This is a genomic window from Dyadobacter pollutisoli, from assembly GCF_026625565.1.
In the GTDB taxonomy this organism is placed as follows: domain Bacteria; phylum Bacteroidota; class Bacteroidia; order Cytophagales; family Spirosomataceae; genus Dyadobacter; species Dyadobacter pollutisoli.
The window spans coordinates 2,675,697-2,695,958 of the sequence record NZ_CP112998.1 but is presented as its reverse complement, the minus strand read 5'-3'; the positions used below and the strand labels follow the sequence as shown (position 1 = coordinate 2,695,958).

Below are 20,262 nucleotides of genomic sequence, written 5' to 3'. Positions count from 1 at the left end.
GGTGTTGTCACTTATAGTCAAGAAGTCATACAATGTTTTTTAAACAATAAATGACCTCATGACAACAAATGACGACACCTGATTTTTTTATGCTCGTTAATAGTCAGGTGTTGTCATTTGTAGTCATTAATAGTCATTTGTAGTCATATTGAAAACAATAAATGACCTCATGACAACAAATGACAGCACCCGATTTTTTTTACAGTCATTAATAGTCAGGTGTTGTCATTTGTAGTCATTAATAGTCATTTGTAGTCATATTGAAAACAATAAATGACCTCATGACAACAAATGACACCTTCAAGCTACCCTGTACCTTCCTACACCTTCGGATATTTCCACTCCCCGCGGTACTCTCTGCTCAGCAATTTATTCGCTTCCGCATCTCCCTCGATTACTTCTTTCTCACCGTCCCAGATAATGCTTCTGCCAAGCTTGTAAGATAGCATTCCGAGCAAAGCTACATTGGTTGAGCGTTGGCCTACTTCGATTTCGCAGATCGGTGGCTTGTTGGTTTTAATGGATTCCAGGAAATTGGCCCATAGCTGCTGAATATTCTGGTCATCGGGCTTGTTCAGTTGAGCGTCCTGGTGAATGACAGGTTTGTTTGGATTGGTAGGATAAAATGTCCAGCCGTCGAGCCAGCCCATGTGGAATGTGCCTTCTGTCCCGTAAAAATAAACACCTACTGCCTGCTGTGGATGTGTTTTTTCAGCATTATTGGCCGCGAAATTGCGGTGTTCCCATTCTAATGTAAATCCGTCGAAATCGTAAACTGCTACCTGATGGTCTGGCGCGTCGGTATTGTCCTGCCGTATAGCCCGGCCACCGGTTGAATAGATTTTCTTTGGATACTTCTGCTCCGACCACCACAGTACCTGGTCAAGCCAGTGGATTCCCCAATCGCCTAGCGTACCGTTTGCGAAATTGAGATAACCCCGGAAACCGCGTGGATGAATGGTTTTATTATAAGGTACCAACTGGGCAGGACCGCAATAGAAATCCCAGTCCAATCCTTGCGGCGGTTCTTCATTGGCTACTTTTTGGCCAGGACCACCGCCATAATGTACAAATGCGCGGGCCATTCCAATTTTCCCCGCTTTTCCTGATTTGAGAAATTCCATTCCGGAAACATTGTGCGGTGATACGCGCCTATGCGTTCCCACCTGCACGATCTTTCCATGCTTGCGCGTCGCATTGACCATCGCCCGACCTTCTTTAATGGTATGCGAGATCGGTTTTTCCACGTACACATGCGCGCCCGACTCGATCGCGGCGATGCAGCAGAGCGGATGCCAGTGATCGGGCGTCGCGACTATTACGATTTCCGGTTTTTCCTTGGCCAGCATTTCGCGAAAATCTTTGTACAGCTTCGGCTTGTCCGGCGTCAGTTTCCCCATTTCCGCTGAGCAAACTTTGAGTTGATTTTCATCAACATCGCACAATGCTACCAGTTTGTTTTCACCGGATTGTATCGCGCAGCGCAGAATATTGGTACCCCACCAGCCGGTCCCGATCAATGCTGTCCGGTAAGGTGCTGCCCGTTTCAGGGCGGAGAGGAGCGGGAGGGACGAAAACGCCGCCCCCGCCAATGCCGACTTTTCAATAAAGGTTCTACGATCCATAAGAATGATCTTGAATGTCTTGTTAAGCGTTTGTAGTCTCTGTTTACTTGCCTTTTAGCTTGTCAATCAGCCAGTTGTTCATGATATCTCTTTCCTCCTGGTAAGTCCAGTGACCTGTGTCCAGGTAAAGTTTTAACTCTTTCGGTGCCGTTAGGACGTTGTAAGCGGAGTACATGGAAGTCGGTGGGCAAGTTTCGTCATTAAAACCCCACATATAATAGCCTGGCTGTTTTACTCTTCTTGCAAAATTCACAACATCATAGTAGGCAATGGTAGCTAGCTTCTCTTTGGTGTTGTTCACCTTGACACCGTTTTTGTCGAAGTAATGAGGCCAACCTCCCGCACGTCCATGCAGGTAACCCGTTACGTCGCTCAATGCGGGATAGAATGCGCCAAGCCATTTCACACGGGGATCGAGACCAGCCGTGATGATCGACAATGCGCCACCCTGGCTGCCACCGGTCACTGCCAGATTTTTACCGTCGTATTGGGGAAGGCTTGTCAGGAAATCGTTGGCACGCACACATCCCAGATACACTCTCTTATAGTAAAATTTGTCTTTATCATCCATATTGTAAGCCGGATAACCATTCAGTACCCCTGCGCCCATATCGGTATAAACGGACGGATCCATAATGACCGGGATTCCGTGGATACCAATTTCAAGCGTGATAATTTCTTTATCGGCGGTGGTCACATCCCCGTAATAGGCACGCACGCCCGCACCCGGTACACGTAGCAATGCGGGATATTTTCCTTCTTTCTTGGGCACGCTGAGAATGCCGTAGACGCGCGCTCCTACTCTGTTATTTTGTAGGTTCAAATGGTAGACGTTTGTTTTTTCGGTGCAGCGTTCTGGAAGCAGGGTCATTTTGGCGTCCATCGGAATGGTAGCCAGCTCTTTTTTTGCATTGTCCCAAAATGTGTCGAAGTCCTCGGGATTGGATACGGTGGGTTGTATTTTCAATGGTTCAAAACCTGCTGTGGCCAGGCCGCGGTATTCGCCGCCGTCTACATTGGCCCAGGCGATGCATCTCAGAAAGCCTGGCGTTTTCAATGTTCCGCCGTCGATCGTGATTTTGCCGTCGGGAGCTGTTTTAGTTTCCTTAATGGTCGGGTCCAGTTTTTCTAAACCAATTTCGTAGCGTATGGAGGCATTTTTTACGAGATTTCCGTTGCGCATCACATAAACAGTGTACTGCACTTTTTCACCGGTTTTGTAAGTCCAGTCGTCATGATCGGTCGTTACGATTACTTCAATAGGCCTGCGGACCGGCTGCGCATGAATGGCTATAATGGTTAACCAGAAGAAAAAATGGGTAAGCAAAAATCGGTTTTTCATATAACGTTAAAGGATCTGTCTTGAAATTGAATAGATTTAGAATTGTCAGTTAAAGAGGCAAATCGGCCGAATCTTTAATTATTGCGGGATAATTTTTATGATTTGCTGTAATTTGCCGATGGTTTTTTAATTTTTACAATGATTACCTGTTGGTTTAAGTAACTTGGATTTGACCAGAATTAACAAATTTATAAGCGAGACCGGCTTTTGTTCCAGACGCGAGGCAGACAGGCTCGTGGAGCAGGGAAGGGTCACATTGAATGGCAAGCAGGCTGTGTTGGGTGATAAAGCGTCCGACGCGGACGACGTGCGGGTGGACGGAAAGCCATTGAAAGCAAAAAAGGCAGGTGTCTACATTGCTTTCAACAAACCCGTTGGCATCACCTGTACTACCGAAAGGAATGTAAAGGGCAATATTATTGACTATATCCGCCACGCCGGACGTATTTTCCCGATCGGCCGCCTTGACAAACCTTCGGAAGGACTGATTTTCCTGACCAGTGACGGCGACATTGTGAACAAGATTTTACGGGCCGGTAACAATCACGAAAAAGAATATGTAGTAACGGTCGACAAACCGATCACACCGGAATTTGTAAGAAAAATGTCGTCGGGCGTGCCGATTCTCGATACGATTACCAAAAAGTGCTTGGTAAAAAAGGAAAGCAGCTACGTATTTACCATTGTGCTGACGCAGGGTTTGAACAGACAAATCCGGAGAATGTGCGAATACCTGGGATATAAGGTTACCAAACTGAAACGGGTGAGGATTATGAATGTGTCGCTGCAAAACCTGCCGACGGGTAAATGGCGCGATTTGACGGCTGAGGAAATGAAAGAAATCAATGCAGCGGTGGAAAGTTCGGTAAAAACCGAGGAAGGATCTTATATGCCTGAGTGGGAAGAGTAAAACTAAGCGTTATGACCAGATTTTATATAGTTTGTTTTCTGCTTTGTATAACATTGAATGGTCTGGCGCAGCAAACGGATACCTTGTTGCTCGAAAAACTGCTGCGTAGCAAACCCAAGCTGTTTTCCGGAATTTTAAATCATCCACAGAAAAATCAGGTACAAATTCTCTACACGCAGATTGACCGGGACAAAAGCAATATTCCGCATTTCAGAACATTCAGCTACAATCTGGACGACCTGCATTATTTTTTTCCGGCCAGTACCGTGAAGCTGCCGACCGTGATTTTTGCTTTGGAAAAAATGAATGAGCTGAATGTAGCAGGCCTGACCAAGCAGAGCACGATGATCACCGGGGCAGATTTTGCCAAACAGACAATGGTTGATCATGATAGCTCTTCCACCAGCGGGCTCCCTTCATTGGAACATTATATCAAAAAAATATTGCTCGTCAGCGATAATGATGCTTACAATCGTCTGTACGAGTTCATTGGCCGCGAGGAGATTAATGAAAGACTACAAAAGCACAAGCTGACAACCAGTCGCATCCTGAACCGATATGCCGTGCGGGACACTGAGGAAACCTCCCGGCACACTAACCCGGTGACGTTCTACCAGAACGGGCAATCCGTATATACACAAGCGGGGCAATTTGATCCTAAGAATTATCCCTTGAACCTGTCCAACACGCTGATGGGCAAGGCTTATATGGACAGTTCGGACCGGTATGTGGAGCGCCCGTTCAATATGGCCAATAAAAATGCATTCAGCCTCACGGATCAGCAGTCGGTTATGAAGAAACTGCTGTTCCCGGAAGCATTCCCAGCCAGCGAACGGTTTCATTTGAAGGAGGATGATTACCGGCTGATTTATACCTACATGAGCAAGTACCCGACCGAAAGTGACTATCCACATTATGATTCAGGTGAGTTCTGGCCTGTGTACGCGAAGTTCCTTTTCTATGGTGCGGATAAGGCGACAGTGCCGAAGCCTAATGTGCGGATTTTCAACAAGTACGGCGATTCTTACGGCTTTATTATTGACAATGCCTATATCGTTGATTTTGAAAATAAGGTCGAATTTATGCTCTCAGCGGTAGTTCAATCCAATGAAGACGGTGTTTTCAACGATGATAAATATGAGTATAAGGAAGTTTGCTATCCCTTTATGAAGAACCTTGGACAGGTAATTTATCAATTTGAATTGAGCCGAAAAAGGAAATATCTCCCGGATTTGTCTAAATTTATAATGAAATATTAAAGGTTAGCCAATGAAATCAATATATGCTTTTGCATTGCTCAGTTTAATATGCGGAAATCTGTTTGCACAGGCCTCCAAAGACGTTTATCGATTCAAGAACGGTAGCGACATCAGCAAAATCATGTCATATAGGGACAGGTTCCAATTCGAGAAATTTGAGGACGGGGCAGTTATGTTCAGGGGCGGGAAAGTAACGAAAGCCAAGTTGAATTACAGCGTAGTGCACGGAGAAGTGATGTTTATTGGTAATAACCGAGATACCATGCTGCTGAATGACAAGGAATTTATCAAGAATATTATGGTAGGTCAAACCCCTTTTATTTATCACAAAGGGCATGGACATATGGAGATCGCGGGAGACTACGGACGGGCGAGGTTGGGTAGAAAACTGTTCCTGACAAGAATGGGAAATGAGCGCTACGCAGCCTATGACCAGTATTCTTCCAGTTCTGCAATAACAAGTTTTTCGTCTTTTACCAACGTCGACGGCAGGGTTCAAGTTCTGGAAGGGAACGACAGGGTTATTCTCCGGCGCAGGACCAATTTTTATTTAATAGATAAAAACGATCATATTTATCCCGCTACAAAGGGGCGTCTTCTTCGGCTCTATTCTTCCCACAAACGCAAAGTCAACGAATTCATGAAAGCCAATAACACCAATCTTGAAAAAGAGACCGATGTGATGAAATTGATGGCATTTTGCGGCTCCTTATAAGTATTTTTTGATTTACCCAGGGGTTCGTGGCTGGTTATGGAGTAATCAGGTCCCTGATTTTCTGACCGGTTTTGATGTCCCATTCTTCAAAACGGCGAAGTTCAAGGAAGGAACCGTACTTCCAGTCTGTGTTAATGATAATGGCCCCGATCACAAAAAGGTACCGTCCCGAGAAGCTTGTTTTGGGAATCAGGCGATCGATTGTTAGCCCTGATTCTTCAAAAATGACTTCCGTGGCTTCCTTAATAGGATGAGCGGATGAGAGTACCCGCTGTTTTTTGTTGTACAAAAACTCTTGAAGACAGTGTTGCTGATAGTCGTCGACGGGTTTGTCGCCGGGTACTATTTCGTTGTTTTTTAGTCTGTTGAGCGCCAGTACTGCGGCACCACAGCAGCTGGATTCTTCTTCCTGCCCGACGCGGATGATCTTGCCGAGCTCCCCGCTTTCGCTTACGCCAATGTGAGGGGCGTAAAAAACCATGGCAGCGCCTTCTTCCGGTACGTGATGCGCAAAAGCGCTCATACCTGTAAGACCTGTGAATGGGTATCCATTCAAACCACCCATATTAAACGGCCCCAGCATCTGACGGCCTTCTTCGGGGTATTCGATCGCATTCACATCGTCTGAGCAGATCGAGTGGGCGAGCATGATCTGGTGAGGCGCGAGGGCGTAGCTTTCCAGGGATTTGTAAATATTCATTACAAAATCGTTGGATGAAACAGCCTTGGGGAAATACCTGCGTACTTGTTCGAGCATAATGGTTACATTAAAATATTGTGAACTGGTGTTATCGCGGCCGGTACCGAATCTTCGTCAAGCATTTCGCGGAGATCGATTTCAATGGTACGGCATATGGCCGTCATAGGGATATCATTGATCGCGTTTTCAAAAGGGTTCTCGCTGGTATCGCCCACTACTTCCATGGTATTGAAAACCCAGCCGATGATGATGTAACTTGGAATTGCCAGCCAGATCAGGTTAGGCCCCAGTTTTGCAAATTCATTGATTAGCCCGAATGGTAGTACCAGAATAAAAAGCCATACGAAAATCTTGCTGAAATAGGCGTATTGACGTGGGAAAGGAAAGTTTTTAATGCGTTCAGCGGCTCCTTGCTGATTATAAAATTCCTGGACGACATTCATCATATGGAAATAAAACAGCTCATTGATCTCGCCTTTTTTGAAGATCTCTTCCAGCTGTCTCGCCTGGGCCTTCATGATGTGGGTGGCGGGGTTCTTCTTGGACAAAACGTAAGCAGTTTCTTTCTCTGACAGAAAATAGGGCAACAGATCCTGTAATGAAGAATTGTCACCTGTATGATGATCCTGCACGACCGTATGCGCAGTGGAACTCGTACTGTTCCAGACGCTTCTGGACCGCAGTTGTATCCTCAGTGCATTCACGTAGGCGATCTGTCGGTGTAGCAATGCAGTTTTAGCGACACCGCCATCCTGCGTCTGCACGTAGGTGCTGGCCAATGTTCCCCAGGTGCGGCTCGCATTCACAATAGAACCCCATATCCTGCGCGCTTCCCACAAACGCTCATAAGAAGAATTGTTTTTGAAACCCACATAAAATGCCACTGCGGTACCAATGAGGCCTATTGGAACAAATGAAATGCCCAATGTGACACCAGTGTAGTAGCTCACGCCGCAGAGTATGGCGGAGTAAAAGAAAAAGAATAGGAGGGTTTGCCATGCAAAGGATAGAATGATCCCCAGCTTGATTTCACGGGCGGTATACATTGCGGTCTCGGTAAAAAGAAAAAGTTTTGAAGCCCCAAGATTTTAAATTGGCTTCAAAACTTTTTTCAATGTTTGGCGAAACAGAAAATATGAAGGATCAAACCGATAAAAACGGAGTTGGAAGATTTGCCGTACCTATGCCTGTTCTTCAAACCACTTCTTGAAAACCGGTACCCGTTCCTTGCTGATCAGTATCTGGTTGGACGATGAGGGAGACGTGCGGACCAGCAGCCTGCCATTAAAGTACAGTTCAATTTCAGTAATGCATTGGCGTGAAATAATGAACTGTCGGTTGGCCCTGAAAAAGTTGGCGGGGTCCAGCTGATTTTCCAGTTCTTCGAGTGATTTGTCCAGTACAAAATTCCTGTCGTCGTGAAGCGTCGTGACTACCACACTGTTACGGATCGTGAGCCAGGCAAAATCAATGTCTTTGAGGGGGATCAGTTTGTCGCGGTACGGCACCAGGAAGCTCCTTCTGGGATTTTTGCGATTTAAAATCTGCGAATGCATTAGCTCTTCGAGGTACCGTACTTTGGTGATCGCATTCTCTTCATTCAATTGGTAGTACTTGTCGAGACTGAATTTCAGGGCCTCCTGCCGGATTGGTTTAAGGAGGTAGTCAATGCTGTTGAGTTTAAAAGCACGCATCGCGTACTCATCGTGAGCTGTGGTGAAAATGACAGGACAGCCGATAGAAATTTGTTCAAAAATCTGAAAACAGGTACCGTCTCCGAGTTGTACGTCGAGGAAAATCAGGTCCGGCACAGGATTGTTTCCGAGCCAGCATACAGCGTTTTCAACGCTTTCCAGTACATCCAGAATTTCCGTTTTCGGGTCAATTTTTTGAATAAGTTGAGTTAAATACTGCCCGGCTGGCTCTTCATCCTCAATAATTAGAATTCTTGTCATGGAGCTTCAATCAAAGGTACTTTTACGGTAAATTGTTGTTCGTCTGCAACCAGGGAAGGTTTTTGGCCCGTCTGGATCTTGTAGCGTTTGTCCAGGTTTTGCAGGCCGATGCCGGTTCCCGGCGAATTCAGTTTTTTGTTGACCGTGTTCATCACCATCACCTGCTTTTCGGTTTCAATAAGCCTTACTTCGATCATCAGAACCTGGTGGGAGGAAATCACATTATGTTTGATTGCATTTTCAATAAGTATTTGCAGCGACAATGGAATGATGTACCATTGTTTTGAAGTTTCTGTATCAATAAATTCAAAAGCCATTTTCTCGCCAAACCGGGCTTTATATAGATCCAGATAAGCTTTCGCGGCGGCCAGTTCATCAGTCAAAAGGATCAGGCTCTGGTTCTGTACTTTCAGGTTATACCTTAATATATCCGACAAATCGAGCACGATCCGCTGCGCCAAATCAGGATTTGTAGAGATCGATATGTTGAGAATGTTCAATGCATTAAAAAGGAAATGCGGGTTCAGCTGATTTCGGAGCGCTTCCAGTTGCGCTTTGAGCTGCTCACGTTTGAGCTGCTCATTTTCGAGGCCGATCCTGTGGTTTTCCTGGGTGGTCAGTAAAAAATTCCTGAAACCCAGAATGGCCAGCAACAGCAGAACATGGTATAGATAGTACACAACCCGGAAGATCACAATATCCGAATTATCATCGTCCAGGGCCAGTTTTAGCTGGAAAAGAATTTCATTGATCCCCAGAAAAAGAACAAGAAGCAGGAAGAGCTGTACCCAGGCATTTTGCCGGTTGAACCAGCTCGGCATTTCATAGGTATAATGCAGGCAGATGTAGACAAAAATCCAGGCGAATTCGAAACTGATAATGAATTGTATGCAAATGTCGAGAATTCCTGAACCGATATCGGACTGGTGGAAAAGCGACGGCCACGCGAATATCAGCCGTGGAATGGTCGCGAACAGGCTAAGTATGAAACAGAGACGCCAACCTAATGACATCCCATTCCGGTAATTCAAATCAGCGGTCATACCTGGCTGGTCAGTAATTCATTAGTAAGCCGGGATGATTTTTTTTGCAACAAGTTCTTTTTTTGAATGATAGCAGCGATTGCTCCGATCAGCGAGATCTCGGCGTCCGTCCATTCTCTGGAATTCAGGGTATCTTCCAGCGCAATGTATCCGGCCCAACCGCCATTTTCCACAATAGGAACGGCCAGTAAGGATTGAATGTCGTGACGACCGAACAGTTGTTGTTCCGCGACTGTAAGGAATGAAGAAAATTCAATGACAGGCTTGCCGGAAGAAAGCAATGTGTTCCATCTTTTGAAATACGGGATTTCCGACGGGCTTTTGGAAAAATGTGCTTTGGGAGTAACGCCGGGAGCCGCCAGTTCAGCACGTTTGCTTATGTGATGCGTGCCATCTTCGCTCACGCTTTGGGTACACAGATAGATCCTGCTCAGGTCCATTACTTCAAGCAGAACGGCGAATGCATTCAGGAACAACTCATCAATTTTTTTGCCGGCGTGGCCTGCCGATAATTCCTCTTCGCAACGCGCCAGTACTTTCTTATACAGGTTGCCATTGTTCTGATTATGCTGGTCTATTTTCTGCTGTGCGCTGTTGCGCCATTTGGTCAGTGTATTTTCAAGAGCAGGGATCCAGCCCAGTTTATTAGAGCAATTGATATAATAATTGGTTTCTGTAACCGCCAACACTCTTTCTGCCGTAACCGGGCAGTGGCCTTCCGTCATCACAAGGCATGGTAACTGGCTTCCCAGCACATTGGCCAGGTCGGTGATTTTACCATCAGGCAGAAGGCAATTAGAGATCAGCAGATCGTATTTTGATTCATGAAAAGCTTTGATAGCTGACTGCTTCGAGTTGACCTGTTTAATCTGAAAATGGTACCCAGCATAACTAAGAGAATCTTCCAGGAGGCTCAGCCACTCACTTCGAATTGCAACAATCAAGAGGTTTAAAGGTTTCATAGAAGAGAATGATTTAGTTGTGAAAGGTAGTTGTAACCGTTAAAATACTCAAACCGAATAGTAAAAAATACCTAATGGTAAACCCGGACATGACAATATACCTTTTACCAGTGTGGCAGGAAATTCAAAACGACGTGTTTGCAAAGAGCTTTCAGAGCGTGTGTAAGCCTGAAAATTACTACTCGAACGAGCTAAGCGGACCTTGTTACCATTATACCGAATTAAGTAGAAATTATACTACTTGCAAAATGTAAAATAATATAAAAGGGACAATTGAGAATGAGGATCAAATATATACAAAATATTTCTCGGCAGCATGCTCTGAGTTGTTTTTGTACTATTTATTGAAAATTTTGTAGCGAATTCCCGGCTTGCCTGTGCGATTTCCTTGACAAGCAATATCTGCCATTCAGTTCGGCACCTCCATTTGGGGCTTCACCTGTTTTCAGTCGGTTCGAGGTCACGAATCAACCGGTTCACCTCTGTTTTTTTCAGTTTCAATAATTATTTAAAAGCCTGACGCCGGGCTTATGGAGATATTTATAGCACAAAAGGAATAAAAAGTGAAACAATATAATTTCTAAACCATCCTTCAACAGGTAAATCAACTACGATGAATTCGAATAAGGTACTCTCGCGACGTTATTTTTATCAGATCATGAATGGAATGAATGAGCAGGTTGCTCATGAGATCCTGTCTGAGGATTTTGTTTTCACATTGCCAACCCACCCCGAGCCATTTCACGGGCCTGACGGGTTTATGGGACTTGTTCGTATGCTACACGGCTCATTCCCGGATTTTTATATCAATCCTCAGGAAATGGTTGCCGGTGGTGACTGGGTTATAACACGCTGGCGTGGAGGTGGTACCCACACAGGCGGACCACTATTGACAGTAAAAGGAGATGTAAATGCGACAGGCAAATATTTTGAAATTGACGGGATGACCTGGCATACCATTAAAGATGGTAAGATCACCGAATCCATTGGTCACGAAGATACCCTTGGCCTGATGCTTCAGCTGGGAGTTTTGCCATCAGATGCACCTGCTGTAACACTGGACCTTGATCACAATCAACTACTTGCCACGCGTTATTTTGAAGAAATCATGAGCCAGGGCAAGTTGGAAGTAGTGGAAGAAATTCTGGATCCTGAATTTGCTTTCATCATTCCTACACAGCCAGAACCGATCGCCGGTTTCCCAGCTTTCAAAGGATTTGTTACCTACCTCAGAAACGCATTTCCTGATATCAAATTCACTGTTATGCGCCAGACAGCCGAGGGTAACAAGGTAGCTTCTCGCTGGAATATCGAAGGTACACATTTGGGCGAATTCCTGGGGGCACCAGCTACGGGTAACCACGTAAAGGATTATGGCATTGACATTTTTACAATTAAAAACGGAAAGATTGTTTCTGTGCATGTGAACGAAAATGATTTTGGCCTCATGCAGCAGCTTGGCGCAATACCTTCCTGAAAACCTTAATGAATTATGAATCAGACAGAAGATAATAAGGCCATTGTACGTCGCTATTGGTTTGAATTGTGGAACGACAAAAAACTCGAAGTACTGGATGAGATAGCTGTTGAAGATGTCACATTTCACTTCCCGCCCGGGCAGGCACACCAGCCTCCCACGTTGAGAAAATGGTTTGAAACAGCGCTGATAGCATTTCCGGACGTTCATTTCACTTTGCACGATGAGCTAGCAGAAGGCGACAAAGTAGTAAGCCGCTGGTCATATGAAGCGACGAATACAGGTAATTTTCTCGGAAGGGATACCACGCAATTGAAAGTGAAAGATCTGGGAATCGATATTTTCAGGATTGAAGAAGGAAAAATAGTCGAAATGTGGGTAGCCCAGGATAGTCTGGGGTTATTACAACAATTGAAAGTGCTTTAAAAACACCATTTTATGGAAGGCAAAGGAGTTCGACATTTTGAGATAGCCAACGGACAGCTGGCGGCAGCAGCAGTATTGATCGATGATTTCAATACCGATAATGATGTCCTGGTTATTGCTGATCCCGAATTGTGCAGAAAAGACCTTTGCTTTTTACAAAATGAAAATGATACAGTTGTTCAGCTTACCGAGCTTGGAAAAGAGCTCGCAGTGCTGAAAAACGTGAACGCACTCGATCTTGACCCCGTAGCTTTGTTGAAAAGATTTTACGCGGCATTTGAAAAAAATGACCTGGCAGATATCCTGACCTTTCTTTCCGAGGATGTTTTTTGGGAAGTAGCCGGGCCTACCGACATTATGCCGTGGGCAGGAGGCTGGAATGGACATCTCGGGGTTGCAAAGTTTTTTGTTTTACTCAGCGAAGGTCTGGCATTTGAGAAGCTGGTACCAACCCGTTACATAGCACAAGGCAACACAGTTGCCGTTGTGCTTGATGGGCACGGCCAGTCAAAATACGGAGTACCTTTTAGCGGAGGAGTGGTACATTGGGTTACGGTCAGAAACGGCAAGATCAGCCATCTGCAGTACTACCGCGACACTTATCCGATCATCGAAGCGATCTATGGCGGGCGGCCATTTACAGTGCAGCCAAGCCACATTGACTCGCATTATCACGTGATCAAACCCGTAGCCGTAGCGCGGGATACTGATAGCGTCGTGTTCGATGCGGCGGTGTTCGGAACTCCGACGGGAACTGTGAAAACGGTCCGTGCCATGTATGCCGCATTGCAGGGGCTCAATGTACCGGAAGTACGCAAAGTATTCGCAGACAATGTGGTTTGGGACATTTTTGGGCCGCCGGACTTGCTTGCCTGGGCGGGAGAGCGGATTGGCCCGGATGCCGCCGCTGAGTCTGCCAATCAGATCATTGCGACCATGCATTTTGATCATTTCAAACCTACGCGACTGATTTACGATGGCGATACCGCCGCCATTGTCATTGATGAAGCGGGAACTTCCACAGTAACCGGGTTACCATTTAAAACCAGCGTGGTACATGTGGTAGTCGCCAACGAGGAAGGCAAAGTGACTTTATTCAAAAATTACATTAACACCGCCTGGATAGTAGAAGCGTTTCTCGGCGGCCGACCTTTTACCGTAAACAAGTAGAAAGGCGACTAATGACCATGAATGACCATTGCCTGACCAATAATTGATTGCCGAAAGCCGAAAGCCGACGGCCCAGAATTAACCAAATATCAACCCTTAAAAATAAAAAACCATGTCATTATCAGCAGAACAAAACAATGCTATTTGTGTCGAATTTTTTGAAGCAGCCTGGAATACAGGAGTGGTAAGAGAAGACCTGTTGGCTTCCGATGCGATTGACCACTCGCAGGTTGGCGGTAAAACAGTTTCAGAACCGGGTTCAGCAAGTTTCAAAGGGATCATCGGAATGTTCCGCGGTGCTATGCCTGATGTAAAGCTTTCCATTGAAGATCAGATATATGTTGCCGACAAAGTTGTGCACCGTTGGAGACTGAATGGAACGGACACTGGCGGCGTAATGGGCATGCCGCCATCGGGCAAATCGCTTTCGATGACTGGTACTTCCACTGTCCGCATGAAAGATGGCAAGATCGCCGAACGCTGGGCCAATGTGGATGAACTAGGCTTGTTACAACAGCTTGGTGTGGTTCCTCCTCCTCCCGGACACTGACAGTCAGTGAGTTAAATCCTCCTCTCATTTAGTAACCATTTGATATTCCTGTAAATCCAAAATTTTATGTCAAAAAAAATACTCGCCGTTTTATCAGAATACGGATACTGGGGCATCGAGCTGGTAGGCCCTCTTGAAAAGCTTGAAGAGGCAGGTTACACCGTCGAATTTATTACGCCAAACGGCAAAAAAGCGGAAGCGCTGCCGCCAAGCTACGACACCACTTATGTGGATCCTCCGCTGGGAACTTGTGTGACCACGCCACTGGCAGCCGAAAAAGTGAAAGCTTTTGAAGCATCCAACCGCCTGGAAGTACGTCAGAACTTGTCGGAAGTAATTCCACAGCGCCCGTACTTCTCAACGCCTGATTTTCTGAGGGTTTTTGAAAAATATTATGCAGACCTTAAAATCGCTCAGGAGAAAGTAACCGAAGAATATGCTGCGGTACTCCTGGTAGGAGGTAGCGGCCCGATCATTGATATGGTCAACAATCAGCGTGTTCACGATCTGGTTTTGGCTTTTTATAACAAAAAAATGCCTGTTGCCGGAATCTGCTACGGAGTTGCTCCATTGGTTTTTGCAAGAGATTTTAACGAGCGCAATTCTATTATCAAAGGCAAGCACGTTACAGGACATTGCATTGAATACGATTACCACGACGGTACCGGCTTCCTGAACACCGATCTTAACATGGGGCCACCTCCTTACGTGCTGGAATACATCCTTTCCGATGCAGTAGGTCCGGAAGGCCAGTACCATGGCAATTTTGGAAAAGAAACCTCAGTAATTGTTGACTATCCATTTATTACAGCACGTTCATTACAATGTTCTTTCGAATTCGGAGAGCAGTTTGTGAATGTTCTTGACAAAGGTCTCACGCGTTATGGCTGGTAAAACCGGAAATCAGAAGATCATTGAACAGTTCCTTGCCGACGGCATGGACTTCATGTTCGGGAATCCGGGCACGGTAGAACAAGGCTTCCTTGACGCCCTGGCCGAGTATCCCGACATGAAATACATCCTCACATTGCAGGAAACCATTGCGGTGATGGCAGGTGACGGCTACGCAAGGGCCACGCAAAAACCTACTTTGGTACAGCTGCACAGCTCACCGGGTATTGGAAATGCGGTAGGGGCTGTGTATCAGGCCAAAAGGGGGCACGCTCCGCTGGTTGTGATCGGTTCTGATGCTGGTGTGCAATATATGAACATGGATGCGCAAATGGCCAATGACCTCGTGGCCATGATGGCACCGGTGACGAAGTACGCCACGATGGCTACTTCCTCCAAATCATTGCTCAGAACATTGCGCCGCGCGGTCAAGATCGCGACAACCGCGCCCATGGGTCCTGTGTATGTATGCCTGCCTATGGATGTGCTCGACGAGATCAATGACGAACCTGTGTTCCCGAGCTGCATTCCGTCTACAAGGGTTGTTCCCTCCAAGGAGCTGATCTCGCAGTCGGCGGAAATGTTGCTGGCAGCAGAGAAACCGATGATCTTTATCGGAGACGGCGTTGCTTATTCAGGCGCTATTGAAGAACTGACAAAAGTGGCTGAAATACTGGGCGCAGAAGTGTACGGCGTAGAGTTTGGTGATCTGGTGATGGATAATACCCATCCACTTTACCAGGGTACTACCGGCCACATGTTCGGCTCATATAGCAAACCCATTACTTCCAAAGGCGATGTAAACCTGGTTGTAGGTACTTATATGCTTCCCGAAGTTTTTCCTGATCTGGGAGAGATTTATGCACCCGATGCAAAAGTGATCCATTATGATCTCAATGCATATGAGATCGCCAAAAATCACCGGGTTGATCTCGGCGTCGTATGTGATCCCAAGGTTTCGCTAGCTGAATTGCTACAAGCCATTGAATCGCTGATCACACCGGAACAGAGAGCAGTTGCGAACGAACGTATAGAGCAGATCGGTAACACCAAAAAGCAAAAGTTGGCCAGCGAAAAAGAACTGGACGACAAGCAAAAAGGCAATGCACCGCTGCATATGGCACAGTTCACGAGTGTACTGGCCGAAAAACTGAATCAGGACGAAACGATCATATTTGACGAAGCGCTCACCAACTCGCCGGCGTTGAGCAGGTACATTCCACCGAGATTGGCGGGACAGTACTTTTTCACAAGGGGCGGCTCATTGGGCGTAGGATTTCCCGGAGCGATAGGCGCTAAGCTGGCGCATCCTGAAAAAACAGTGATCGGATTTTCGGGAGATGGTGGCAGCATGTACACTATTCAGGCGCTTTGGTCGGCAGTAAGGCATCAGACAGGTGCGAAATTCGTGGTCTGCAACAATGGTTCCTATAAGCTTTTGCAGCTCAATATTGACCAGTACTGGCAGGAAAGGGAGATTCCCAAGCACGATCACCCGCTTCCTTTTGACCTATCATACCCGGCCATCAGGTTCGACCTTCTGGCACAATCAATGGGTGTGGATGCGGTGCGCGTGGAAAAAGAAGAAGACATTTTGCCGGCTATCGAAAGAATGCTGGCCGACGATAAGCCGTTTCTGATTGATCTGGTGCTGGAAGGCGACCACCGGTCAGACTGGGTAAAGGTAAATTGTTCACATTAGCTGACTAATTAACTCTCCGCCAATAAGATGCTGAATAATCAGATATACGATTACGTCATTGTGGGAGCAGGTGCTTCGGGCAGTGTTTTGGCCAATCGTTTAAGTGCCGATCCTGCCAACAGCGTTTTGCTGATTGAAGCGGGCAAGGAAGATCAGGAGCCTAACATCAAAGATCCCGGAGGATTTGTAAGTCTTTGGGGATCAGAGCTGGACTGGCAACTGGAAACTACCCGGCAGGATGGCCTGGGTGGTCGGCAGATCGTGATCAACCAGGGGAAGGTGCTCGGGGGCAGTACCTCGCTCAATGCGATGATGTATGTGCGGGGCAATCCCGGCAACTACGAGGAATGGAAGGCGTTGGGCGCCGAAGGATGGGGATACAGGGATGTTTTGCCCTATTTCAAAAAATCGGAAAGCTTTGAAAACGGCGCCTCTGAATACCATCATGACGGTGGTGAGCTGAGTATCCGCGATTGCCCCGACGAAGTAATGCGTTCCGAACACTTTCTGGTAGGCGCTACTGAGCTGGGTTATGACGGCCCGAACTGGGATTACAATGGTGAGCGTCAGGAAAATGGCGCCGGTCTTTTACAATTTCACATTGATGAAAATGGCAACCGGGACAGCGGCGCATCCGCGTTTCTTGACCCAGCCAGAAAAAGAGATAATTTGACCATTATTACCAATGCACAGGTTTTAAAGATACTTATCCAGGACCAGGCTGCATTCGGTGTAGAATTTTTTACTGAAAATGAAAACTGGCATGCGCTGGCAACCAAGGAAGTGATCATTTCGGCAGGGGCGCTGGCTTCACCGAAGTTGCTTTTACTGTCCGGGATCGGGCCTGCGAACGAGCTTTCTGCATTGCAAATTCCGGTAGTAAATGATTTGCCAGGCGTCGGGAAAAATTTGCAGGACCATTTGCAGCTGCCGATGATTTTCAGGTCAAAAATTCCAATGCCCAATACGACATTGCTGACCGGTAACGCGCTTTTTGTGTGTACCAAAGACGATAGCACCCAGGTGGATTTGCAGATTAATTTTACGCCGAGCCTGCCACAGCCACTTGCACCGATATTGCCTGATCTGGGCGGTCCTGTTTGTATTTTTCTTCCAATCCTGGTTCAGCCGGAAAGCAGGGGAGAAGTATCATTAAGGTCTAAAAACCCGCTTGACGCCCCATTGGTCAATCCCAATTATTTGAACAGCGAAGCAGATATCCGCGTGCTATCCAAAGCTGTGGAACTGGTCAGGGAACTGGCAAACACGCCGAAATTCCTTGAATTGAATGGTGGGGAAATGGTACCGGGACAAGGAGCGGATATTTCAACCTTTATCCGTAACCAAAGCACGACGATCTGGCACCCGGCTGGCACATGCCGCATAGGTCAAGATCCTGACGCAGTGGTGGATCCGAGGCTCAGGGTCCACGGAATTCAAAAGCTGCGTGTCGCTGATGCTTCGGTTATGCCCACCGTTACAAGTGGTAATACCGTCGCTGCCTGCTTCATGATCGGCGAGAAGGCGGCAGACATGATTTTGGAAGATAATCGAAATAACTAGTTGGTTTTTAACTGACTAATTCTAAACACTTAACTCAAAACATACCATGTTAACACAGGAAGCGATACGATCATTAGCCGAAGATTGGTACAAGAAACTGGACGTCCACGTTCCGATGGTGGAAGTGTTGCCGCTGCTGGCCGACGCTGAACTTGAAATGGTTTTCCCGGAAGTGACCATTTATGGCCACGCCGGATTTGAAGGCTGGTTTCAGCGTGTTATCCGCATCTTTTTCGACGAAGTTCACACGGTTAAAAGTGTGGAGTCCCAGATCAATGGTGATACTGCGACTTCGAAAGTGGTGGTACAATGGGAAGCCAGCGTGTGGAACGCGCCAGAGCCATTCAGCAAACGTATCAAATGCGATGCTTTCCAGACCTGGGAGGTGAAGCTGAATGATGCTGGTAAAGTGATCATTACCAAATATATCGTGGACGGCCTGGAATATCACGAAGGTTCAGCCACACTTTAAAAAACATTCCGTCAATCCCCTTTATCTCTTTCAATATTATGAAAAATGTACCCGATACCAAGCTTGGTAAAATGTATAAAGAGCATATCCAGCACATTCTGGACAAGAACATTGAGGCTCTTCTGGACCAATATACTGACGACGCCACGTTGATCAGTAGTTTTTCCAAATCGCCCGTGATCTACAAAGGCCGCGAGCAGGTGAATGAGCATATGCAGGGAATTCTGGGCATTGACGGGCTTGAAACCGAGATCATTTTCTGGGCTGAAACTGAAAATCCGGAAACACTGATGATCACCGAACAGATCACGATGACAGTAGGAGGGGAAAAAAGCGAAATGCGCTTCGCAGACAGCTGGGTTCTGGAAAACGGCCGGATCGCTATTCACTTCGCCGGTATGGTTCAGCATCCTGACGGTTCCCTGGCATAAACAATCTATCAATTAGCTAAACTCAGTTACCATGAAACTCGCGGGAAAGAAGATCGGCGTTTTGTTTGAAGCCGATTATTTTGAAAATGAAATCTTCTATTACAAATTCCGCTTTCCCGAAGAAGGGGCTGAAATCCACTTTCTAAGCCGGCTTTGGGGGCAGGATAAACTTACGTTTCTCGGGCATGAGCACCGTGCGCCGATGGATTGCTGGGAGACTTTTGAAAACATGAGCGACGAGGAACTGAGAAGCTATGATGCGATCATTGTTCCGTCGGGGATGGTTTCTGACCGGCTTCGCTATACGGAGGATGTTGAGAAAATTCCGCCGGCGACTGAGTTTTTGAAACGCGTTTTCGCAGAGCCAGGTATTTTGAAAGGCATCATTTGCCACGGATTGTGGTTGACGGCGCCTGCCACGGAACTGGTCCGGGGACGCAGATTGGTTTGCCACAACAACCTGATCGGCGACGCCAAGGCATACGGGGCGATTTATGTGAATGAAGATGTGGTGGTGGATGGCGACCTGATCACAGGACGGTCGGGTGGTCATGCGCATTTGTTTGCGAAAAAAATCATTGAGACCCTGTCATCAGATTAACCCCTACTACTATGGACGCTACATTTTTTCATTTGGCACTAACCGTTAAGAACCTTCCAAAGTTTGAATCATTTTATGCGCGGCATTTTGGTTTTAAGCGGGCAAGAGTGATCAGTTTGGGAGACGATGCAGAACTGATTTTCCTCAAAAATGCGCATAATTTCTATTTCGAGATTTTTCCGCCCGAAGAAGAACGTCCCTGCCCGATGTCGGAGGCCGACGGCCCGCATTACCCGGGATTACGCCACATTGCTTTTTCCGTAGATGACATTGATGCGAAAGTCGAATCAATGGGGGAAGATGCCGTGATCACGCTCGGGCCGCTGCATTTCGACGATGTGATCGAAGGCTGGAAAACCGTCTGGCTGAAAGATCCCGAAGGCAATATCATCGAAATCACCCAAGGCTACCGCGACCAGGAAGACCTATAATTTCTCTATCAGTTTTTTGTAAAACACCTTAACTATT

General features: G+C 46.6%; 21 protein-coding genes. 14 read left to right on the top strand and 7 right to left on the bottom strand.

Features of this window, described 5'->3' with window-relative positions; translation table 11 throughout:
• Nucleotides 1-320: 320 nt before the first annotated feature.
• Together ON006_RS11090 and ON006_RS11085 are read right to left on the bottom strand one after the other, a co-directional pair.
• Nucleotides 321-1,625, bottom strand: coding sequence for a Gfo/Idh/MocA family protein (locus ON006_RS11090; protein ID WP_244819848.1), 1,305 nt, complete (start codon nucleotides 1,623-1,625; stop codon nucleotides 321-323).
• 43 nt (nucleotides 1,626-1,668) lie between these two features.
• Entirely contained in the window at nucleotides 1,669-2,967 is a 1,299-nt protein-coding gene (locus ON006_RS11085) for an acetylxylan esterase (protein ID WP_244819847.1), read from the bottom strand.
• A gap of 163 nt (nucleotides 2,968-3,130) precedes the next feature.
• Here ON006_RS11085 and rluF point away from each other — a divergent pair, with 163 nt between their 5' ends.
• Genes rluF through ON006_RS11070 form a run of 3 tightly spaced genes read left to right on the top strand, consistent with a single transcriptional unit; the run spans nucleotide 3,131 to nucleotide 5,851 of the window.
• Nucleotides 3,131-3,877 carry a 23S rRNA pseudouridine(2604) synthase RluF gene (gene rluF / locus ON006_RS11080; protein ID WP_244819846.1) on the top strand — a complete coding sequence of 249 codons (747 nt, stop codon included), beginning with the start codon at nucleotides 3,131-3,133 and terminating at the stop codon, nucleotides 3,875-3,877.
• 11 nt (nucleotides 3,878-3,888) lie between these two features.
• A complete protein-coding gene (locus ON006_RS11075; protein WP_244819845.1) occupies nucleotides 3,889-5,136 on the top strand; it encodes a serine hydrolase in 1,248 nt (415 codons plus the stop codon).
• 10 nt (nucleotides 5,137-5,146) lie between these two features.
• On the top strand, nucleotides 5,147-5,851 hold the full coding sequence (locus tag ON006_RS11070) for a hypothetical protein (protein WP_244819844.1): 705 nt from the start codon (nucleotides 5,147-5,149) through the stop codon (nucleotides 5,849-5,851).
• A 34-nt stretch (nucleotides 5,852-5,885) separates the two neighbouring features.
• Here ON006_RS11070 and ON006_RS11065 read toward each other — a convergent pair whose 3' ends face one another.
• The 5 genes from ON006_RS11065 to ON006_RS11045 all read right to left on the bottom strand — a co-directional run bounded on the left by ON006_RS11065 (nucleotide 5,886) and on the right by ON006_RS11045 (nucleotide 10,511).
• Nucleotides 5,886-6,608: an LCIB family protein gene (locus tag ON006_RS11065; protein ID WP_244819843.1), complete on the bottom strand. Its 723-nt coding sequence runs from the start codon at nucleotides 6,606-6,608 to the stop codon at nucleotides 5,886-5,888.
• A gap of 5 nt (nucleotides 6,609-6,613) precedes the next feature.
• Nucleotides 6,614-7,597, bottom strand: a complete 984-nt coding sequence (locus ON006_RS11060; RefSeq protein ID WP_244819842.1) for a bestrophin family protein — start codon at nucleotides 7,595-7,597, stop codon at nucleotides 6,614-6,616.
• 135 nt (nucleotides 7,598-7,732) lie between these two features.
• Nucleotides 7,733-8,506, bottom strand: coding sequence for a LytR/AlgR family response regulator transcription factor (locus tag ON006_RS11055; protein ID WP_244819841.1), 774 nt, complete (start codon nucleotides 8,504-8,506; stop codon nucleotides 7,733-7,735).
• Nucleotides 8,503-9,549: a sensor histidine kinase gene (locus ON006_RS11050; RefSeq protein ID WP_244819840.1), complete on the bottom strand. Its 1,047-nt coding sequence runs from the start codon at nucleotides 9,547-9,549 to the stop codon at nucleotides 8,503-8,505. Before ON006_RS11050 ends, ON006_RS11055 begins: the two co-directional genes overlap by 4 nt.
• A complete protein-coding gene (locus ON006_RS11045) occupies nucleotides 9,546-10,511 on the bottom strand; it encodes a GAF domain-containing protein (protein WP_244819839.1) in 966 nt (321 codons plus the stop codon). The genes ON006_RS11050 and ON006_RS11045 overlap by 4 nt, the downstream gene beginning before the upstream one ends.
• Nucleotides 10,512-11,124: 613 nt before the next feature.
• Between ON006_RS11045 and ON006_RS11040 the strand changes: the two genes are divergently transcribed.
• The 11 genes from ON006_RS11040 (at nucleotide 11,125) to ON006_RS10990 (ending at nucleotide 20,225) form a co-directional block, all read left to right on the top strand.
• A complete protein-coding gene (locus tag ON006_RS11040; RefSeq protein WP_244819838.1) occupies nucleotides 11,125-11,988 on the top strand; it encodes an ester cyclase in 864 nt (287 codons plus the stop codon).
• A gap of 15 nt (nucleotides 11,989-12,003) precedes the next feature.
• Nucleotides 12,004-12,414 carry an ester cyclase gene (locus tag ON006_RS11035; RefSeq protein ID WP_244819837.1) on the top strand — a complete coding sequence of 137 codons (411 nt, stop codon included), beginning with the start codon at nucleotides 12,004-12,006 and terminating at the stop codon, nucleotides 12,412-12,414.
• Nucleotides 12,415-12,426: 12 nt separating this feature from the next.
• Nucleotides 12,427-13,584: a nuclear transport factor 2 family protein gene (locus ON006_RS11030; protein WP_244819836.1), complete on the top strand. Its 1,158-nt coding sequence runs from the start codon at nucleotides 12,427-12,429 to the stop codon at nucleotides 13,582-13,584.
• Between the two features lie 112 nt (nucleotides 13,585-13,696).
• A complete protein-coding gene (locus ON006_RS11025; RefSeq protein ID WP_244819835.1) occupies nucleotides 13,697-14,134 on the top strand; it encodes an ester cyclase in 438 nt (145 codons plus the stop codon).
• A gap of 66 nt (nucleotides 14,135-14,200) precedes the next feature.
• Complete coding sequence (locus ON006_RS11020) at nucleotides 14,201-15,028, top strand: type 1 glutamine amidotransferase domain-containing protein (RefSeq protein ID WP_244819834.1); 828 nt, start codon at nucleotides 14,201-14,203, stop codon at nucleotides 15,026-15,028.
• Entirely contained in the window at nucleotides 15,018-16,727 is a 1,710-nt protein-coding gene (locus tag ON006_RS11015) for a thiamine pyrophosphate-binding protein (RefSeq protein ID WP_244819833.1), read from the top strand. The genes ON006_RS11020 and ON006_RS11015 overlap by 11 nt, the downstream gene beginning before the upstream one ends.
• Nucleotides 16,728-16,754: 27 nt before the next feature.
• A complete protein-coding gene (locus ON006_RS11010) occupies nucleotides 16,755-18,290 on the top strand; it encodes a GMC family oxidoreductase (protein ID WP_244819832.1) in 1,536 nt (511 codons plus the stop codon).
• A gap of 46 nt (nucleotides 18,291-18,336) precedes the next feature.
• Nucleotides 18,337-18,762 carry a hypothetical protein gene (locus ON006_RS11005; protein ID WP_244819831.1) on the top strand — a complete coding sequence of 142 codons (426 nt, stop codon included), beginning with the start codon at nucleotides 18,337-18,339 and terminating at the stop codon, nucleotides 18,760-18,762.
• Between the two features lie 38 nt (nucleotides 18,763-18,800).
• The gene (locus tag ON006_RS11000) at nucleotides 18,801-19,193 is read left to right on the top strand and encodes a nuclear transport factor 2 family protein (RefSeq protein ID WP_244819830.1); all 393 of its coding nucleotides are present in this window, start codon (nucleotides 18,801-18,803) and stop codon (nucleotides 19,191-19,193) included.
• A gap of 31 nt (nucleotides 19,194-19,224) precedes the next feature.
• Complete coding sequence (locus ON006_RS10995) at nucleotides 19,225-19,794, top strand: DJ-1/PfpI family protein (RefSeq protein ID WP_244819829.1); 570 nt, start codon at nucleotides 19,225-19,227, stop codon at nucleotides 19,792-19,794.
• Between the two features lie 11 nt (nucleotides 19,795-19,805).
• On the top strand, nucleotides 19,806-20,225 hold the full coding sequence (locus ON006_RS10990; RefSeq protein WP_244819828.1) for a VOC family protein: 420 nt from the start codon (nucleotides 19,806-19,808) through the stop codon (nucleotides 20,223-20,225).
• The last annotated feature ends 37 nt before the right edge of the window (nucleotides 20,226-20,262 follow it).

What these genes read in the sequence shown, in the direction of transcription:
- ON006_RS11090 (WP_244819848.1), bottom strand. Translation starts at nt 1,625, where the DNA reads ATGGATCGTAGAACCTTTATTGAAAAGTCGGCATTGGCGGGGGCGGCG.
- ON006_RS11085 (WP_244819847.1), bottom strand. Translation starts at nt 2,967, where the DNA reads ATGAAAAACCGATTTTTGCTTACCCATTTTTTCTTCTGGTTAACCATT.
- ON006_RS11075 (WP_244819845.1), top strand. Translation starts at nt 3,889, where the DNA reads ATGACCAGATTTTATATAGTTTGTTTTCTGCTTTGTATAACATTGAAT.
- ON006_RS11070 (WP_244819844.1), top strand. Translation starts at nt 5,147, where the DNA reads ATGAAATCAATATATGCTTTTGCATTGCTCAGTTTAATATGCGGAAAT.
- ON006_RS11065 (WP_244819843.1), bottom strand. Translation starts at nt 6,608, where the DNA reads ATGCTCGAACAAGTACGCAGGTATTTCCCCAAGGCTGTTTCATCCAAC.
- ON006_RS11060 (WP_244819842.1), bottom strand. Translation starts at nt 7,597, where the DNA reads ATGTATACCGCCCGTGAAATCAAGCTGGGGATCATTCTATCCTTTGCA.
- ON006_RS11055 (WP_244819841.1), bottom strand. Translation starts at nt 8,506, where the DNA reads ATGACAAGAATTCTAATTATTGAGGATGAAGAGCCAGCCGGGCAGTAT.
- ON006_RS11050 (WP_244819840.1), bottom strand. Translation starts at nt 9,549, where the DNA reads ATGACCGCTGATTTGAATTACCGGAATGGGATGTCATTAGGTTGGCGT.
- ON006_RS11045 (WP_244819839.1), bottom strand. Translation starts at nt 10,511, where the DNA reads ATGAAACCTTTAAACCTCTTGATTGTTGCAATTCGAAGTGAGTGGCTG.
- ON006_RS11040 (WP_244819838.1), top strand. Translation starts at nt 11,125, where the DNA reads ATGAATTCGAATAAGGTACTCTCGCGACGTTATTTTTATCAGATCATG.
- ON006_RS11035 (WP_244819837.1), top strand. Translation starts at nt 12,004, where the DNA reads ATGAATCAGACAGAAGATAATAAGGCCATTGTACGTCGCTATTGGTTT.
- ON006_RS11030 (WP_244819836.1), top strand. Translation starts at nt 12,427, where the DNA reads ATGGAAGGCAAAGGAGTTCGACATTTTGAGATAGCCAACGGACAGCTG.
- ON006_RS11025 (WP_244819835.1), top strand. Translation starts at nt 13,697, where the DNA reads ATGTCATTATCAGCAGAACAAAACAATGCTATTTGTGTCGAATTTTTT.
- ON006_RS11020 (WP_244819834.1), top strand. Translation starts at nt 14,201, where the DNA reads ATGTCAAAAAAAATACTCGCCGTTTTATCAGAATACGGATACTGGGGC.
- ON006_RS11015 (WP_244819833.1), top strand. Translation starts at nt 15,018, where the DNA reads ATGGCTGGTAAAACCGGAAATCAGAAGATCATTGAACAGTTCCTTGCC.
- ON006_RS11010 (WP_244819832.1), top strand. Translation starts at nt 16,755, where the DNA reads ATGCTGAATAATCAGATATACGATTACGTCATTGTGGGAGCAGGTGCT.
- ON006_RS11005 (WP_244819831.1), top strand. Translation starts at nt 18,337, where the DNA reads ATGTTAACACAGGAAGCGATACGATCATTAGCCGAAGATTGGTACAAG.
- ON006_RS11000 (WP_244819830.1), top strand. Translation starts at nt 18,801, where the DNA reads ATGAAAAATGTACCCGATACCAAGCTTGGTAAAATGTATAAAGAGCAT.
- ON006_RS10995 (WP_244819829.1), top strand. Translation starts at nt 19,225, where the DNA reads ATGAAACTCGCGGGAAAGAAGATCGGCGTTTTGTTTGAAGCCGATTAT.
- ON006_RS10990 (WP_244819828.1), top strand. Translation starts at nt 19,806, where the DNA reads ATGGACGCTACATTTTTTCATTTGGCACTAACCGTTAAGAACCTTCCA.